This window comes from Methylotenera versatilis 79 (assembly GCF_000384375.1).
GTDB classification, from domain to species: Bacteria; Pseudomonadota; Gammaproteobacteria; order Burkholderiales; family Methylophilaceae; genus Methylotenera_A; species Methylotenera_A versatilis_B.
In genome coordinates this window covers 655,276-671,052 of the sequence record NZ_ARVX01000001.1, presented here as the reverse complement: position 1 = coordinate 671,052, position 15,777 = coordinate 655,276, and the positions used below count along the sequence as shown (strand labels likewise).

Here is a 15,777-nt window from a genome sequence, read left to right as displayed (position 1 = left end):
TATTTTATAATTAAAACCTATAAGAAATTCAATGGCTTAGTATTGCAATTTAACGCGGCTTATGCGATAACACATAGCGTACGCAATTATTAGGGAGCAGGCACGTCGTGCTTAGTCAAAACAACAAATTTAAACGATTGAAATTTGGCTTTTTATCAGCCATTTATTTCATTGTGGCTGGTTGCGCGCATGAGTCTGTAGTGCCGCCATCTAAAGGCCATATTGACGGCGGTTTAACGCCACAAAACCCCAATCAAAATTCGACAAATATAGCGCCAATCCCTAAAACCATTCGCAATAATCCACAATTACCCATACCAAAACAAACAACCAAAGCACAAACTTATAGCGTGGTTGTGAATGAAGTGCCGGTAAAGGAAATTCTGTTTGCATTAGCGCGTGAAAGTAATCTGAATATTGATATTCATCCGTCTATTCAAGGCCGCGCAACGCTAAATGCAGTGGATCAAACATTGCCTGCCATTTTAGAACGCTTGGCAAAACAGGTGGATTTGACTTACAGAATGGATGGCAACGTACTTTATATTGCGCCTGACCAGCCTGTTTTGCGCATTTATAAAGTGGATTACGTGAATATTAATCGTGATACCAAGGGTTTTATTGGGGCCGCGGCTGAAATTTCTAGCACGGGCCAAGCTGCTAGCACAGGTGCAAATGGTTCAACAACAATAACAAATACAAGTGGAAATGGCGCAAAAAATAGCTCAAGTACTTCTGTAGATAGCATTTCTAAAAATCATTTGTGGGAATCGTTAATACAAAACTTAAAAGAATTACTGGCAGAAACCGATAAGGAAGTGATCGTGTCACGTTTTGGCAGTGTGCCAGAATCCAGTGTGCAAAATACAAACGCAAATACTAGCGGCAACTCAGCAACTTCTGCGGCAACCTCTTTGGCAGAAGCGGCAAGGGCTGCAACTGAAGAGCGTAATCAGCAACGTTCGGAATATAAAACCTTATTTGCAGCTAATGTGATTGCTAACCCGGAAACAGGCGTGATTAGTGTTCGGGCCACCAATAAACAGCACGAAAAAGTACAAGAGTTTATCGATAGGGTAATTGGTAGCGCAAAAAAACAAGTCTTAATTGAAGCCACAATTGTTGAAGTGCGTTTAAACGATAGCTACCAAGCTGGAATTGATTGGAGCCGCTTTGGAAATCGTGGAACGAGTAGTGATGGATTTACTTTCCAACAATCATTAGGGCCAGAAGTTAATCCAGGCTCAATTGGTGGAGCGGGTATTGCGATTGGATATATCAATCAAATGAGCTCTCTTGGTAATCTGGCTGCATCTGTGACTTTGCTTAAGCAGTTTGGAGATACCAAGGTTTTATCAAGCCCTAAATTAATGGTATTAAATAACCAGACGGCTGTATTAAAAGTAGTAGACAACATCGTTTATTTTACGATACAAGCACAAATTTCACAGTCTGCCAGTGGGGTGTCAGGTACCAACCTTCAATCATTCACCACAACGCCAAATACTGTACCGGTTGGTGTTGTCATGAGTGTTACACCACAAATCAGTGACTCTAGTATTGTTAATATAAATGTAAGACCGACCATATCAAGAACTATTGGTCCAGGAAAGCAGGACCCTAATCCACAATTGGTATATCAGTCGGGGGATAACAATCAAAGAACTCAAATAGTCAGCTTAATTCCGGAAATTCAGGTGCGTGAAATGGAGTCAATGTTACAAGTTCATAGCGGTAGCACCGCAGTGTTAGGTGGCTTGATGCAAGATGAGATACAACGTAATACGGATGGCGTACCTGGCCTAATGGATGTCCCTGGTGTAGGTAATATTTTTAAAGGCCGCGATAATTTGAATCGCAAAACTGAATTAGTGATTTTTCTGCGTCCGACCGTGATTACCAATGCCAGCTTAGAAAGTGATGAGCTACAAAGCTACAAACAATATCTGCCTGCACAGCAATTACTAAATGTGCTGGAACAAGCGAATTGATTTGTGGATGTTTGCGGGTAGATTAATCAATGAGTTTACTGATTAAAGCATTAGATAAAGCGCAAGAAGCAAAGGCGCAAGAGGCCAAAGCGCAGGAATTAAAAGCCCAAATAGCTGACACTAAGCAAGCCGATAAAGTGCTGGAAACTGGCAGTGATTCTGCAACAAAACGCAAACCTCAAGTATTAGTAAATACGATTACAAAACCAGCAGTAAATGCAGCATCGGCAAAATTGGCAGCAGCCCAGCCAATGCGTTAGAAATGGAGTTATCACCTATTGCTAATAAAAGCGTAGCTGATAAAAAATTAGACAGCGCAGTTGACCGCGGCAACACACAAAATAATCCAGATATTTTTTCCACTACCAGTCCATTTCGGTTGCAAGAGCCGGCCGCAAACAACAAGGCTTCCGCAGCCGATATTCACGCTAATACTAGTAAAGCCTCAGCAAAAAGTGCCGCTAATGTATTTGCAGCAAAGCGCATCGAATCTAATAATCAAAATACAATATTGGCATTAATCGCTGGTGTTAGCTTGTGTGTATTACTAGCGGTTGCCGCGTATTTTTATTTATTTTTAGATCGCGCGCCAGATTTCTCACCAAGTTTATCAACAGTTAAGCCTGTGGCGACATTGCCAGAAAATACAGTCCAAACAATAGCTTCACAGGCAGAGCCTAATGCACAAATAACACCAGATCAGCCCGTTGTAGAAGCGACACTTGAAAGACAATCTGCCCCGCAAGCGATTGAGCCGACAATTACACAAGCCAATGAAGTCGCAATGCAAGCAGAGAAGCCGCTTAAAAATACGCCAAAATCAGCAGCATTTAGAGAAGAAAGTTTGACTGAAAATGAGGTGGTACTTAACCAAATGTTGGTTGAAAAAACACCTGGCAATAGATTAGCTCAGGTTAATCGCAACGAGCCAAGAACAATTGGGTTTGAAAATATCGCTTCGAAAAGTGCTTCTATTCAAGTGTCTAAAACTAAACCGCAAATGGGTGTTAACCCTATTTTGATGGATGCTTTTAATGCTTATAACGCAGGCAATGATGATGTAGCCAGTAAGCTTTATCGGCAAGTGCTGCAGCGTGATGTGCGTAATGTGGATGCTTTGCTTGGTTTAGGTGCGATTGCGCAAAGACAAGGCCGCATCGCGGATGCGAACGGCTGGTATGCAAAAGTGTTGGAAGTAGAGCCTAGAAATGCGTTGGCAACGTCTGCCATTTTAGATAGTCAGTCGCCAACTAATTTAGCAAATCAGGGTGATGCAGCAAATAATGAAAGCCGTATTAAAAATATGCTGGCAAAACAACCAGATGATGCGAATTTACACGCGACATTAGGTAATTTCTATGCAGATTTAAATCAATGGGCAGCGGCACAGCAAGCGTATTTTGATGCTTTTCGCTTAAATGCCAGTGCGGATAATGCATTTAATTTGGCGGTCAGTTTAGATCAATTAGGTAAGCCAAAGTTGGCGTTACCCTATTATCAGCGCGCGTTACAGCTGGCACAATCGGGCAGCTCGAATATTGATAAAAACGTGCTAGAAGCACGTATTGCGGCGATTCAATAAAAATTGATGAAAAAAACTAGTTAACTTAGAAAAATAACATAAGAAAAAGTAAGAAAACACACCAATGGCAATGCATAAACTAAACAAAAACAGGTTTCAATAATGACAGAACAGCGTCGTAAATTACGCTTGGGCGAGCTGATGATGCAGCAGGGCTTGATTAGTCAAGATCAGCTGCGCATTGCTTTGATTGAGCAAGAGCAAAATAATATTCCGCTAGGCCGTCAATTAGTGCGCTTGGGCTTTGTGTCGGAAAGCATGGTGCGCGATTTAGTTGCGCATACGATTGGCCAAGAAAGTATCGATTTAAGCACTGTCGTTGCTGATAATGATGCGCTAAGAATGGTGCCAGAGGATTTTTCAAGGCGCTATCATTTATTGCCGGTTGCCTATGAAGACATCACCAAAACCATGATTGTGGCGATGGCCGATATGTTTAACGTGGTGGCGCTAGACCAGTTACGCGCCATGTTGGGTGGACAGATTCAGCTTAAACCTGTGATGGCGGCTGAGGCGCAATTAGAAGAACATATTGATCAATTTTATGGATATGAGCTTTCAGTTGATGGAATTCTGCGCGAGATTGAAACGGGCGAAATTGACTATCAAAGCTTAACTGCTGATGGTGATGAATACACACAGCCAGTTGTACGATTAGTGGGCGCGTTACTGATGGATGCGGTAAAGCGCGCTGCATCGGATATTCACTTTGAGCCAGAGTATGCTTTTTTGCGTATCAGATACCGTATTGACGGCGTGTTGCAGCAGGTGCGAAGTATTCACAAAAGCTATTGGCCTGGCATTGCAGTACGCTTAAAAGTGATTTCGGGAATGGACATTGCCGAAACGCGTTCGCCACAAGATGGTCGTTTGAACATGAATCTATGTGGACGTCCAATTGATTTCAGGGTGTCTACGCATCCGACTATTCATGGCGAAAATATCGTCTTGCGCGTGCTGGACCGTGAAAAATCGATTATTCCGCTGGAGCGCATGGGTTTACGCACGAATACTTTAGCGCAATTAAAATTAATGATGACGCGCCCAGAAGGTATTTTAGTGGTCACAGGCCCAACTGGTAGCGGCAAAACCACCACGCTATATTCGCTACTTTCACATCTTAATGATGAAACCGTGAATATTATGACGTTGGAAGATCCGGTTGAATATCCAGTCACGATGATGCGCCAGACATCAGTGGCAGAGGTGAATAAAGTGGATTTTGCCAACGGTATTCGTTCCATCATGCGGCAAGATCCTGACATTATTCTAGTCGGAGAGATTCGTGATCAAGATACTGCCACCATGGCTTTCCGCGCCGCGATGACAGGCCATCAAGTATTCAGTACTTTGCACACCAATTCTGCACTAGGCGCTTTCCCACGCTTAACCGATATTGGTATTTCGCCTGACATTATGGCGGGTAATATTATTGGCGTGGTGGCGCAAAGGTTGGTGCGCGTACTTTGTCCGCAGTGCAAAGAACCTGTTAAGCCAACCGATGAGCAGCGTAAAATTTTGGGCGTAAAACGTAACGAAGCGATTCAAATTTACAAACATAAAGGTTGTAAGCGCTGCAACCAAACTGGCTATCGTGGCCGAATGGCGATTCTAGAATTATTGCGTATTGATGCGGATATGGATGCGCTCATCGCACGGCGTGCGCATTTAGATGAACTGCGTAAAGTAGCGCTAGAAAAAGGCTTTACCACCTTGGCAGATGACGGCGTGCGCCGTATTTTAGAAGGTTATACCAGTATTGATGAAGTGATGCGCGTGATTGATTTAACCTCGCGGCTAACGCACTAGTATCGCATTGTGGCAACGTTTAATTACAAAGCAATTGATCAAACTGGCAAGCATGCGCAGGGCCAAATTGATGCCTTGAACGAAGTGGATTTAGAGCTGCGTTTGGAGCGCATGGGGCTAGATTTAATCACGTTTAGAGCCTGTACCAAATCAAGTAGTGCTTTTGCAAAAAACAAAGTCAGTAATCGCGATTTAGTCATGTTTTGCTTTCAGCTGGAACAGTTAACCAGCGCGGGTGTGCCAATATTAGAAGGCTTGAACGATTTGCGCGAAAGTACGCAAAGCCCTTATTTTCAAAAAGTATTAGGCGCAATTGCTGGCGAAGTGGAAGGCGGAAAAATGCTTTCACAAGCGCTGGCTGAGCACCCCGAAGTATTTAATGAAGTATTTGTGAATTTGGTGGGTGCGGGCGAGCAAACTGGTCAGTTACCTGCAGTGTTTGATAATTTATCTAATACGCTCAAATGGCAGGATGAGTTATTAGGCCAAACCAAGCGCTTGTTGGCTTACCCCTTATTTGTGCTAGTGGTTGTGCTGGCGGCAGTGACTTTTTTAATGGTGTATTTAGTGCCAGAAATGGTCAAATTTTTACATAGCCTAGGCCAAGAGCTGCCATTGAATACGCGCATTTTAATTTTTATTTCGAATGCATTTGTACAATATTGGTGGCTAATTATAACTGTGCCGCTAGTGGTGGCTGTGGGGGCAGTTTCTTACGTTAAACAAAGTGCAGAGGCGCGCTATCGCTTTGATTATCTTAAACTTAAGTTACCAATTACGGGCGAAATTTTGCACAAAATCATCATGGCGCGTTTTGCGCGTTATTTTGCATTGATGTATCAAACGGGAATTCCTATTTTGCAAGCGATTAAAACTTGTGAAAAAATTGTCGGCAACCGCGTGATTGCCGATGCTTTAAGCCGAGCGCATGCGCAAATCAATGCGGGTGATAGCATGTCTGAAAGCTTTCATAATGCGGGTTTATTTCCACCTTTGGTGGTGCGTATGATTAAAGTGGGTGAAAGTACAGGCGCGTTGGATAAATCGTTGCTGAATATCAGTTATTTTTACGACAGAGATGTAAATGAGTTAATGCAGAAAATGCTTAAGTTATTAGAACCAGCTTTGACGGTGATTTTAGGCTTGATTCTAGCGTTTATTATGGTCTCAGTGCTAGGCCCTGTTTATGATTCTTTCAGTAAAATGAAGCTGTAAAACTTAGCTATAAATATTATTACTACAAAAATATGCTGAATAGTGCGAAAAAATTAATCTTATGTGCGAATAACCACAGCTTAACCGCTGGGGTTTGGCATGGCACCAAGCTGCAAAATTACGCTGTTTTTAATAATATAGACCATGATTACACTGCATTTAGTGAGTATTTGGCACAGCAACCGAATACTAATATTTATTTGATTGTTGATGCGGTTGAAGAAGATTATCGACTTGAAAGTTTGCCGCATACCACAGGGCGTGCACGCACTGAAATTATTGAGCGTAAGCTAAATCAATTTAATCGCAGTAGTATATTTCGTGCGGCGCATTTTATTAATCGCAGTACCGATAAACGCAAAGATGACAACTTTTTATTCGTTGCGCTGAGTAATGCCGATTCATTGCAAGGCTGGCTGGATGCGATTCAAGCGAATCAATCTCCACTTGTAGGCGTGTATTTATTGCCGATGATCAGCCAAGTTGTGGTGCGCCAAATGAAATTAATGGCGCCGCATATTTTACTGTGTGAGCAATTGCCTTCTGGTTTCCGCCAAACCTATCTGCACAATGGCCGCCTGCGCATGAGCCGTTTAGTGCCAATGGTGGATGTTAAACCAAATCAATTAGCGTATTTTTATTTGGTAGAAATTGAAAAAACGCGACTTTACCTAATGAGCCAGCGTTTGATTAGCAGCGAAACCCCGCTGCAAATGGTGCTGCCAGCACTGGATAATTCGCATCACGAAATCGCAAAAAGTATCAGCCAAGATCAAGGCTTGGAATGCAAAACAGTCGATATTTTGGCGTATGCCAAAAATGTGCGCATTGATAGCGCTTTAGTTAGAACCAATCCAGAACTGTTGCATATGCAGTTGTTGGCCAATGGCAATGTGCCAGATAATTTAGCGCCAGCTGCTTATAGCAAAATACATAATTTAAATAATATGCGCCGTATTTTGCAAATAGCCACGGCGATTATTGTGGCTGTTGGTGTGCTGTTAGCAGGCTTTTATCTGTGGCAAGGAAAAAAACAAAAAGACCAATTACAGGCGATTAACGCACAAACGGCTGAACAGCAGCATTTATATAATGTAGTTGCACAGAATTTCCCTGCCGCGCCAATACCCAGTAATGAATTAAAAGTAGCAGCAGAACTGGTGCAAGTAATTAAAAAAAATAGCCAAACACCGGCGCAACTGATGCAAATTTTAAGCGGCGCTTGCGAAGCCTCACCAGAAATCACGTTGAACAGAGTACGCTGGGTGCGCAGCGCGACTGACGACATTAAGGATGAAGCAAGCAGTGATAATACGGCTGCAAATCAATCTCAAACCAGTGTAGTTAATGCTAATAATGATCCAACAAATTTATTGCAAATAGGCTTTGTTAATGCCGATATTAAAGGATTTTCTGGGGATTATCGCGCGGCTTTAAATACCGTTAGCCAATTTGTAAACAAGTTGCGAGGGAATTCCGCAGTGGACCAAGTGGTGATATTGCAAGAACCAGTCAATGTAAGCTCACTGGCCAATTTACAGGGCAGCACGACAGATGAAAACACTGCAGAGCGGCCACCTGCGGCATTTAAGCTAAAAATCGTGTTAAAGAATACGGCTAATGTGCCAATGAATAGCACCCCAGTGAACGGCGCGCCAATTGGCGGAGGTGCGCGATGAGTATTTCCAACCAAGATTGGCGCAAACTACGCAACCCGATATTGGGCTTGGGGGCAGCTTTAGTATTGGTTGGATTGTTAATCAGTTTTGCTGATCAATATCGGCAAAAAAATGAACTTGCTTTGCAAACACAACAAAACTTACTGAATCAAGCGCGGCAAAAATATCAGTCCTCTGGCTTAGAAAAAGAAACTATTATCCAATACTTACCGATTTATAATAATTTATTGGCGAGCGGGTTTATTGGCGAAGAGCGGCGTATTGAGTGGATAGAAAGTTTGCGTCAGATTCATGCGCAACATAAATTATTCAGTATTGATTACAGCATTGGTTTACAAGAGAATTATAAGCCTAGTTTTTTATCTAATCTGGGCAGTTTTAAACTGCAACGGTCAGTCATGAAGTTGAATTTAGACATGTTGCATGAAGGTGATCTGCTGACGTTATTAGACGGATTGCAAGAACAAACTACGCCATTTATCGTGCGCGATTGTGAAATCACGCGACCCATTGGCACAGAAATTAATACAAAGAATATCACCGCCAATCTAAAAGCCGCATGTGAGATTGATTGGTTAACCTTGCGTGATCCGCAATTAACGGGGGTAATATAATGCGAGTAATTGTGTTGTTAATGCTAAGTTATTTGGTGTTACCTTTGGTGCAAATAAGCCATGCGGCAGAACCAATGGGTCGTTTATTTAGCTCACCCGCAGAACGCAGTACGCTGAATTATTTGCGCCAAACAAAAAAACCGAATATCGCCATACAACCAGAAACATCCGTACAGCAAGCCGAACCCGAAGTGCGCGCCTTACCCGATGCAATCAATATGCAAGGCTACGTAAAGCGCACTGACGGCAAGCAAGGAACTGTGTGGATTAATGACCAAGCCATGCAAGAAAATTCGGGCAACCAAGATGTGCAAGTGGGCAGATTGCCAGAGCACGGCAACCGTATTCCGATTAAATTGCCTGCTAACGGCAAACACTTAACACTAAAAGCAGGCCAAGTTTATGACCCAGAGAATAACCGTGTGCGTGAAGCTAGAAGCCACGCAGCGCAGGGAGATAGCGGAACAATAGATGGCACAATTGGCGATACTGAATATTAATGTATGCGAGTTGCGTATCTAAAAGCAAAGCAAACAGGCGCCACATTGATTTTAATGGCGTTTATTATCGCTTTGGCTACGACTGTATATTTGTTAAAAGCTTATGATCCAACTCAATTAAGGTTGGAACAAGACAAAAAAACATATCTTGCTTTGAATGAGGCAAAACAGGCTTTAATCGCTTGGTCTGCCAGTCATATGTATCATCCTGGTCAGATGCCGTTTCCAGACGGAAATGCAGATGGAAATTATGATGGTATCAGCAATTGTAATGCAGCCGCGCCTACATTTAGCTATAGCTTTTTATTGGGTCAGCTTCCAATATACGGACAAGAAAATACTTGTACAGTACCGCAAATAGGTATTGGTGGAGATTATCAAGATGCACAAGGTAACCGACTTTGGTATGCAGTATCTCGCAATCTTGTACACAAATATGAAGGTACACCTGCAGATCCTGTCATTAATCCTAGTGTAATTAGCAACCCTGTCTATCCTTGGCTAGTTGTGAAGGATAGGAATGGCAATGTGATATCAAATCGAGTTGCGGTTGTGATTATTGCGCCTGGTAATGCGTTAACTGGACAAAATCGCGCAGGCGCTGCGCCAAATGCGAATCAGTATTTAGATAGTTTTAGTATCGGCGCAACCAATTACAGCAATGCCAATTACGATTCGCCCAATGAAGATTTTATAATTGGCCAGGATAGTCGAGATATAACTGAGGCCGATATTAGTGTGACAAAGCCTTATTATTTTAACGATAAGCTGGTTTTTATCACGATTGATGAGTTAATCGCTGCTGTAACTAATCGCGCTAGTGGCGAGGCTAGTAAATTACTCAATCAATATAGAGCAAAAAATGGACAGTTCCCTTATGCGGCTGGTTTAGGGGCCACATTAGATAACCATAATTCATTAGGTGCTAGTACTAAAGGCATGCTACCGATTGACGCAACGGATAGTTGTGGTTGTAGCTCTGCTACAACTTGCAGTTGTAGTTTTCAGCCAATACTTAGCGTGACTTTTCATCATGATGCAGAGAATTGGAACACGACGCAGGATGTGGGGTTTTGTTCTTCTTCTGTAGATGTTACCAGTAAAAACTGCACCTGCACTGGAGCGGGAAGTTGCAGCAAACTAACTAAAAGTTTCACATGTTTTAACGATGGTAATTGTGAAACTGTTGATATACCCTTAAATCCATTGAATAAATACATCTATAAGGTCAATAATTACGCTGATTTTAATAAAGCGACGTTGGGGTGCATAATCAAAACAAATAATTTTCCTAGAGACACGGTAGAGTGCAGTGAGTCAGGTGACTTTAGCATCGGTTTGAGAGAGCCTGATTGGTTTAAAACAAATCTTTGGCAAGATTATTTTTATTATGAATGGTCATCAATTCCTCCTTACTTACAAGTTGGCATGAAAAATGAAGTCAATGCGTTATTGATTGGTGTTGGGCAAGCCATTGGTGCACAAAATAGACTTCCTTCAAATCCTAGCCGAAGTTTAAGTGACTATCTTGACAGTGTGGAAAATACAAATGGCGATAATAAATTTGATGCTACAACACAACAAAAGACCAACAATTACAACGATCAAACTTATATAGTCATGCCATGATATTTAAAAAATATATTAAACATAAAGGCTTTACTTTAGTTGAAATGGCCATTGTATTGGTCATTTTTGGCTTAATTTTGTCCGCACTCTTACTCCCACTGCGCGCGCAACGTGAGCAGGCGGCACAGGCGCAAACAATTAATACACTTGATAATGCAAAACAGGCTTTATTAGGTTTCGCGCAGGCAAATGGACGTTTGCCTTGCCCAGCGACTGCGGCTAGTAACGGGATTGCTTCACCCAATGCCAGTGGTGCGTGCACAGTACAGCAGGGATTTTTCCCTGCGGCTACGTTGGGTATACAGCCAGTTAATTCTCAGGGTTTTGCTGTTGATGCCTGGAATAATCCAATACGATACGCTGTTACATTAGCAGATAATCCAAATGGCGTAGTAGCTGGCTTACCAACTGGGTATGGCGTTAGAAACATCCCTGACTTTACTAGTTTTAACGAAATGCAGGATATTGGTATATCTAGAACAAATCCATCCCTGCCAGCTAATGTGCCAGCTTTAAATCCTGATTTGAGGGTGTCATGTGGCCAAATTGCAACCGCAGAGTGTGCGCCAGCAAATCTTATTATTAATAATGCAGTTGCAGTGATCTACTCAACAGGAGCGAATGGTGGCTTGCTAGATAGTGAAATTGGTGCAGATGAGGTTGCCAACAAAAATGCCACCACGCTTTTTTATAGTCGCACCCAAACAGCAAAAGGCTCTACGGCTGGTGAGTTTGATGATCTAGTTACTTGGATTTCACCATACGTGCTTTATAACGCAATGATACAAGCTGGGCAGTTACATTAATCATGAACGATAATCAACTTTTACGTTACAGCCGCCACATTTTATTGCCCAAAATCGGTTATGAAGGCCAAGAAAAATTGGTGAATAGCCACGCGTTAATTGTTGGTGCGGGTGGTTTGGGTTCGCCAGTTGCGCTGTATTTAGCGGCAAGTGGCGTAGGCAAGTTGACGATTTGCGATTTTGATACGGTAGACTTAACCAATTTGCAACGGCAAATTATTCACACTACGCAAAGCGTTGGCGTGAATAAAGCCGTTTCTGCGGAACAGACAATTCATGCGATTAATCCCGATATTCTGGTGCAAACCATTCAACAAAAATCAACTGAATCTGAGTTTGAACAGTTAGCAAAAGATGTTGATGTGGTGATTGACTGTAGCGATAATTTTGCCACGCGTTATGCGCTTAATCGCGTATGTTTAAAGTTAAAAAAACCATTAGTTTCAGGTGCAGCGATTGGGTTTGAAGGACAAATTACAGTTTTTGATTTCAGAAATGCAGCCAGCCCTTGTTATCATTGTTTGTATCCTGATGTGGGTAATGATGCTGAAATGCGCTGCGCTGAAAATGGTGTGTTTGCGCCGCTTGTGGGCATAATTGGCACAACTCAGGCGGCGGAAGCTTTGAAGCTAATGATGGGATTGGGTGAAAATTTGCAGGGCAGATTATTATTATTAGATGCGCTGAGTATGGAATGGCGCACTATTAAACTATCGCGAGATCCAGCCTGTACGGTTTGCGGTCAATAACTAATATTAAGATTAGTCACACATTAACGCGACAATTCGCCGCGCACTGGCTGGCGCCATAGTCAGACCATAACGAAAATGCCCGGTATTTAAAAACAAGTTTTTAATATGTGAATGCGCGGCAATTGTAGGTAAATTATCTGGCGTGCCGGGTCGCAAGCCGCTCCAATGTTTCAATATATTGGTGTTTTTTAAACTCGGCAAAATGCTTTCAGCTTTTGTTTGCAGTTCTTGTTTTACTATTTCTGTCGTATTTTTATCGAATCCAACATCTTCCAGCGTGCTACCAGCCAGTAATAAACCATCTTTTCTGGGTACAAGGTAAAAACCATTTGCATAAACAATGTGCGCTAGTTTTTCTGCAGTTTGTTCGTACAATAAAATCTGACCACGCATCGGTTTAATGTCTAGGTTTTGCGTAGTATTTTTTAACAGTTCAAAACTCCACGCGCCAGATGTAACGACAAATTGATCGGCAGTTAGTGTTTCGCCAGCGTTTGTTTGCCAAGTATTCAGTTCAGTATTATCTATCTCTTTAAGATTCAGCGGTTGTAATTCGGTGCGTTCCAATAAGGTTACGCCATTTTGCAATAATGCTTGGCGTAGCGCTTTTAGTAATTGTGGTGGGCGTACTTGCGCCACATGAGGCAATAATAATCCTTCAGCATTTTGTTGGTAAGCAATCGAATTTTTCTCACACCAATCAACTGCTTCAGCAATATTGGATGGATTTAAAATCTGCATGCCGCTGACTAGATGTTCCGGGTCGATACCCGTTTTTGTGAGTAAGCGCTCACATAATTTTGGATAAATTGCGGCGCCTTCAATGGCCAGTTGATTGACTGTGTCTTTGTACATCCAAGGCAATAATGGAAACAAAATACCAGCGCCTGCCCATGATGATTCACCAGATGTTTGGCTGGCAACCACATTGCGTTCGACTAATGTGACATCGCAACCGCGCTCAATAAGTTCTAACGCAGTTAAGCAGCCTACAATGCCGCCGCCCACAACAATTACTTCTTTAACCGTCATTTGTTGGTTAAGTTTTTATGATGCATTTGCATGGTTAATATGAGTGCATTAACGGCCTGTTAACAGGAATTTTTCGGCGCCACTCAAGTTGGCAGGGCTGCCCAACAATACTAATATATCGCCTGTATCAATCACAATGTCGGGTCGTGGTGAAATATCTTCCAGCATATTAGGGCGGCGAATGTGTTGTAACACGACATTAAACCGACGTAACTCTATGTCCCTGAGTGGCATATTGATCATAAAAGCCCCTTTAGTTGCTTCAACCGAATGTAGTCTAATTTGATGCGACTCAGTGATTTCAGTGGAAAGATCTGAAATGCCGTGGAAATATCCTTGAAACATTTTGTAGCGTTCTTCACGGAATAAGCGAATGCGCTTAACCACGCGGTTTAATGGAATGCCCAGCAATACCAGTGCGTGCGAAGCCAGCATTAAGCTGCCTTCTAGCACTTCAGGTACAACTTCAGTGGCGCCGGCATCTCTAAATGCGTCAATGTCTGCGTCGTCATAAGTGCGCACTATAACTGGTAAATTGGGATAATTTTCTTTAACAATGTGCAGCACTTTTAACGAGGCGCGCATATCAGAATAGCTGACAATGAGCGCTTTAGCACGCTCGCCACCTGCGGCTTCTAGCACAAGGCGACGACTGGCATCGCCATACACTACATGTTGTCCTGCAGCTGCAGCATCGTGTACGCGAGTGGGATCAATATCCAATGCGATAAATGGGATGCTTTCTTCTTTTAAGAAGCGGCCTAAATATTGCCCGCTACGGCCGTAGCCGCAAATAATCACATGATCACTCAGATTTTTGGCGACGCTACCAATCTCGTCGACCACTTGCCCGCTTTTACGGGTGTAGCTTTTAACCAGCTTGCGCGCGATACGTCCGTTGTATTGAATGATAAACGGTGCGACGACCATGGATAAAAGTGAGGCGGCTAATACCACTTGTAGCTCATCGCCGCCGATTAATTTTTGCTCTAAGCCTAAGGCTAAAATCACGAAACTAAATTCACCCGCTTGCGCTAAAACGATACCTGTACGAATGCCAACGCCGAGTTCAAAACCAAACAATCGGCTTAACACGGCAATGACTATGCCTTTAAATAAAACGAATCCAACCAGTAATGCCAGCACTAAACCGATGTGGTTAAATAGTTGGTGAAAATCTAATAGCATGCCGACGCTGATAAAAAACAGACCGAGCAATATGTCGCGGAAAGACGCAATGTCTGACTCCACTTGATAACGATAGCGTGTTTCAGAAATCAACATGCCAGCGATAAAAGCACCCAGTGCGTAAGATAATCCGGCCAATTTTGTGGCAAAAGCCAACAATAACGTGACCATTAATACGTTCATCACAAATAATTCGCGCGAATGTTGCCGTGCAACTACGCTAAACCAATAACCGACAATGGTTTTGCCAAATTTAAACAATAAAAACAACAACACAACGGTTTTAATGAACGACCAACCTAACGTTGCGCCTAAATCACCGGATTGCGCCCCAAGCGCTGGAATAAGCACCAAGATAGGAATAACGGCTAAATCTTGAAACAGTAAAATACCGATACTTAAACGACCATGACGTGAGTTTAAATCGACGCGCTCGATTAAGATTTTAGACACGATTGCGGTAGATGACATGGTTAATGCGCCGCCAATCACAAACGCAGTTGGCAGACTTAAACCCGCTAGCCAACCCACCAACATCGCAACACCCATGGTAATGATGACTTGCGCGCCACCTAAACCAAACAGGGTTTTGCGCATAGCATAAAGTTGCGGCAGGCTAAATTCTAAACCAATGCTGAACATCAAAAATACAATCCCAAACTCGGCTATATGGCGGCCACTTTCCGTATCAGGTAGTAAATTTAATGCGTATGGGCCGAATAGCACGCCAACGAAAAAATATGCTAATAGGGCTGGCATACGTAGCGCGCGAAAAAGCGCAACAGCTAAAACCGAGCTGGTAAGTAATAACAATAGGCTGGGTAAGGAATCAAACATTTAGGTTTTTATTAAATTGCTTTTTTATAGTTGAAAAAATTTATTGCTAAGTTTAAGTGGTTAAGTCAGAAAGACTAAAGCACTTTTGTAAGATTTATTTTAACTAAGTTAGGCAAAAATTGTGCCTACTTTTACTGTTTTAC

General features: G+C 42.5%; 13 protein-coding genes. 11 read left to right on the top strand and 2 right to left on the bottom strand.

What is annotated here, in order from left to right; translation table 11 throughout:
• The first annotated feature begins 107 nt into the window (after positions 1-107).
• From mshL to METVE_RS0103435, 11 genes are all read left to right on the top strand, one after another.
• Positions 108-1,991 (top strand): pilus (MSHA type) biogenesis protein MshL, encoded by a 1,884-nt coding sequence (mshL, locus tag METVE_RS0103485; RefSeq protein WP_020167064.1) that lies wholly within the window; start codon positions 108-110, stop codon positions 1,989-1,991.
• A 29-nt stretch (positions 1,992-2,020) separates the two neighbouring features.
• Positions 2,021-2,251, top strand: a complete 231-nt coding sequence (locus METVE_RS0103480; RefSeq protein ID WP_020167063.1) for a hypothetical protein — start codon at positions 2,021-2,023, stop codon at positions 2,249-2,251.
• A 2-nt stretch (positions 2,252-2,253) separates the two neighbouring features.
• Entirely contained in the window at positions 2,254-3,573 is a 1,320-nt protein-coding gene (locus METVE_RS0103475) for a tetratricopeptide repeat protein (RefSeq protein ID WP_020167062.1), read from the top strand.
• Between the two features lie 102 nt (positions 3,574-3,675).
• Positions 3,676-5,382, top strand: a complete 1,707-nt coding sequence (locus METVE_RS0103470) for a GspE/PulE family protein (protein WP_020167061.1) — start codon at positions 3,676-3,678, stop codon at positions 5,380-5,382.
• A 9-nt stretch (positions 5,383-5,391) separates the two neighbouring features.
• A complete protein-coding gene (locus METVE_RS0103465; RefSeq protein ID WP_020167060.1) occupies positions 5,392-6,597 on the top strand; it encodes a type II secretion system F family protein in 1,206 nt (401 codons plus the stop codon).
• A gap of 32 nt (positions 6,598-6,629) precedes the next feature.
• On the top strand, positions 6,630-8,276 hold the full coding sequence (locus METVE_RS0103460; RefSeq protein WP_020167059.1) for a hypothetical protein: 1,647 nt from the start codon (positions 6,630-6,632) through the stop codon (positions 8,274-8,276).
• Complete coding sequence (locus METVE_RS0103455) at positions 8,273-8,890, top strand: hypothetical protein (protein ID WP_020167058.1); 618 nt, start codon at positions 8,273-8,275, stop codon at positions 8,888-8,890. The genes METVE_RS0103460 and METVE_RS0103455 overlap by 4 nt, the downstream gene beginning before the upstream one ends.
• Positions 8,890-9,390 (top strand): hypothetical protein, encoded by a 501-nt coding sequence (locus tag METVE_RS0103450; RefSeq protein ID WP_020167057.1) that lies wholly within the window; start codon positions 8,890-8,892, stop codon positions 9,388-9,390. The genes METVE_RS0103455 and METVE_RS0103450 overlap by 1 nt, the downstream gene beginning before the upstream one ends.
• A 3-nt stretch (positions 9,391-9,393) precedes the next feature.
• The gene (locus tag METVE_RS0103445) at positions 9,394-11,019 is read left to right on the top strand and encodes a hypothetical protein (RefSeq protein WP_020167056.1); all 1,626 of its coding nucleotides are present in this window, start codon (positions 9,394-9,396) and stop codon (positions 11,017-11,019) included.
• Positions 11,016-11,825 (top strand): type II secretion system protein, encoded by an 810-nt coding sequence (locus METVE_RS0103440; protein ID WP_020167055.1) that lies wholly within the window; start codon positions 11,016-11,018, stop codon positions 11,823-11,825. The genes METVE_RS0103445 and METVE_RS0103440 overlap by 4 nt, the downstream gene beginning before the upstream one ends.
• A gap of 2 nt (positions 11,826-11,827) precedes the next feature.
• On the top strand, positions 11,828-12,574 hold the full coding sequence (locus METVE_RS0103435) for a HesA/MoeB/ThiF family protein (protein ID WP_020167054.1): 747 nt from the start codon (positions 11,828-11,830) through the stop codon (positions 12,572-12,574).
• A gap of 12 nt (positions 12,575-12,586) precedes the next feature.
• Here the strand turns inward: METVE_RS0103435 and METVE_RS0103430 are convergent, their stop codons facing one another.
• Both METVE_RS0103430 and METVE_RS0103425 read right to left on the bottom strand, forming a co-directional pair.
• The gene (locus METVE_RS0103430; protein ID WP_020167053.1) at positions 12,587-13,609 is read right to left on the bottom strand and encodes an NAD(P)/FAD-dependent oxidoreductase; all 1,023 of its coding nucleotides are present in this window, start codon (positions 13,607-13,609) and stop codon (positions 12,587-12,589) included.
• 48 nt (positions 13,610-13,657) lie between these two features.
• Positions 13,658-15,634 carry a monovalent cation:proton antiporter family protein gene (locus METVE_RS0103425; protein WP_020167052.1) on the bottom strand — a complete coding sequence of 659 codons (1,977 nt, stop codon included), beginning with the start codon at positions 15,632-15,634 and terminating at the stop codon, positions 13,658-13,660.
• Between the last annotated feature and the right edge of the window lie 143 nt (positions 15,635-15,777).

What these genes read in the sequence shown, in the direction of transcription:
- METVE_RS0103460 (WP_020167059.1), top strand. Translation starts at nt 6,630, where the DNA reads ATGCTGAATAGTGCGAAAAAATTAATCTTATGTGCGAATAACCACAGC.
- METVE_RS0103455 (WP_020167058.1), top strand. Translation starts at nt 8,273, where the DNA reads ATGAGTATTTCCAACCAAGATTGGCGCAAACTACGCAACCCGATATTG.
- METVE_RS0103450 (WP_020167057.1), top strand. Translation starts at nt 8,890, where the DNA reads ATGCGAGTAATTGTGTTGTTAATGCTAAGTTATTTGGTGTTACCTTTG.
- METVE_RS0103475 (WP_020167062.1), top strand. Translation starts at nt 2,254, where the DNA reads ATGGAGTTATCACCTATTGCTAATAAAAGCGTAGCTGATAAAAAATTA.
- METVE_RS0103480 (WP_020167063.1), top strand. Translation starts at nt 2,021, where the DNA reads ATGAGTTTACTGATTAAAGCATTAGATAAAGCGCAAGAAGCAAAGGCG.
- METVE_RS0103425 (WP_020167052.1), bottom strand. Translation starts at nt 15,634, where the DNA reads ATGTTTGATTCCTTACCCAGCCTATTGTTATTACTTACCAGCTCGGTT.
- METVE_RS0103430 (WP_020167053.1), bottom strand. Translation starts at nt 13,609, where the DNA reads ATGACGGTTAAAGAAGTAATTGTTGTGGGCGGCGGCATTGTAGGCTGC.
- METVE_RS0103435 (WP_020167054.1), top strand. Translation starts at nt 11,828, where the DNA reads ATGAACGATAATCAACTTTTACGTTACAGCCGCCACATTTTATTGCCC.
- METVE_RS0103470 (WP_020167061.1), top strand. Translation starts at nt 3,676, where the DNA reads ATGACAGAACAGCGTCGTAAATTACGCTTGGGCGAGCTGATGATGCAG.
- METVE_RS0103440 (WP_020167055.1), top strand. Translation starts at nt 11,016, where the DNA reads ATGATATTTAAAAAATATATTAAACATAAAGGCTTTACTTTAGTTGAA.
- METVE_RS0103445 (WP_020167056.1), top strand. Translation starts at nt 9,394, where the DNA reads ATGCGAGTTGCGTATCTAAAAGCAAAGCAAACAGGCGCCACATTGATT.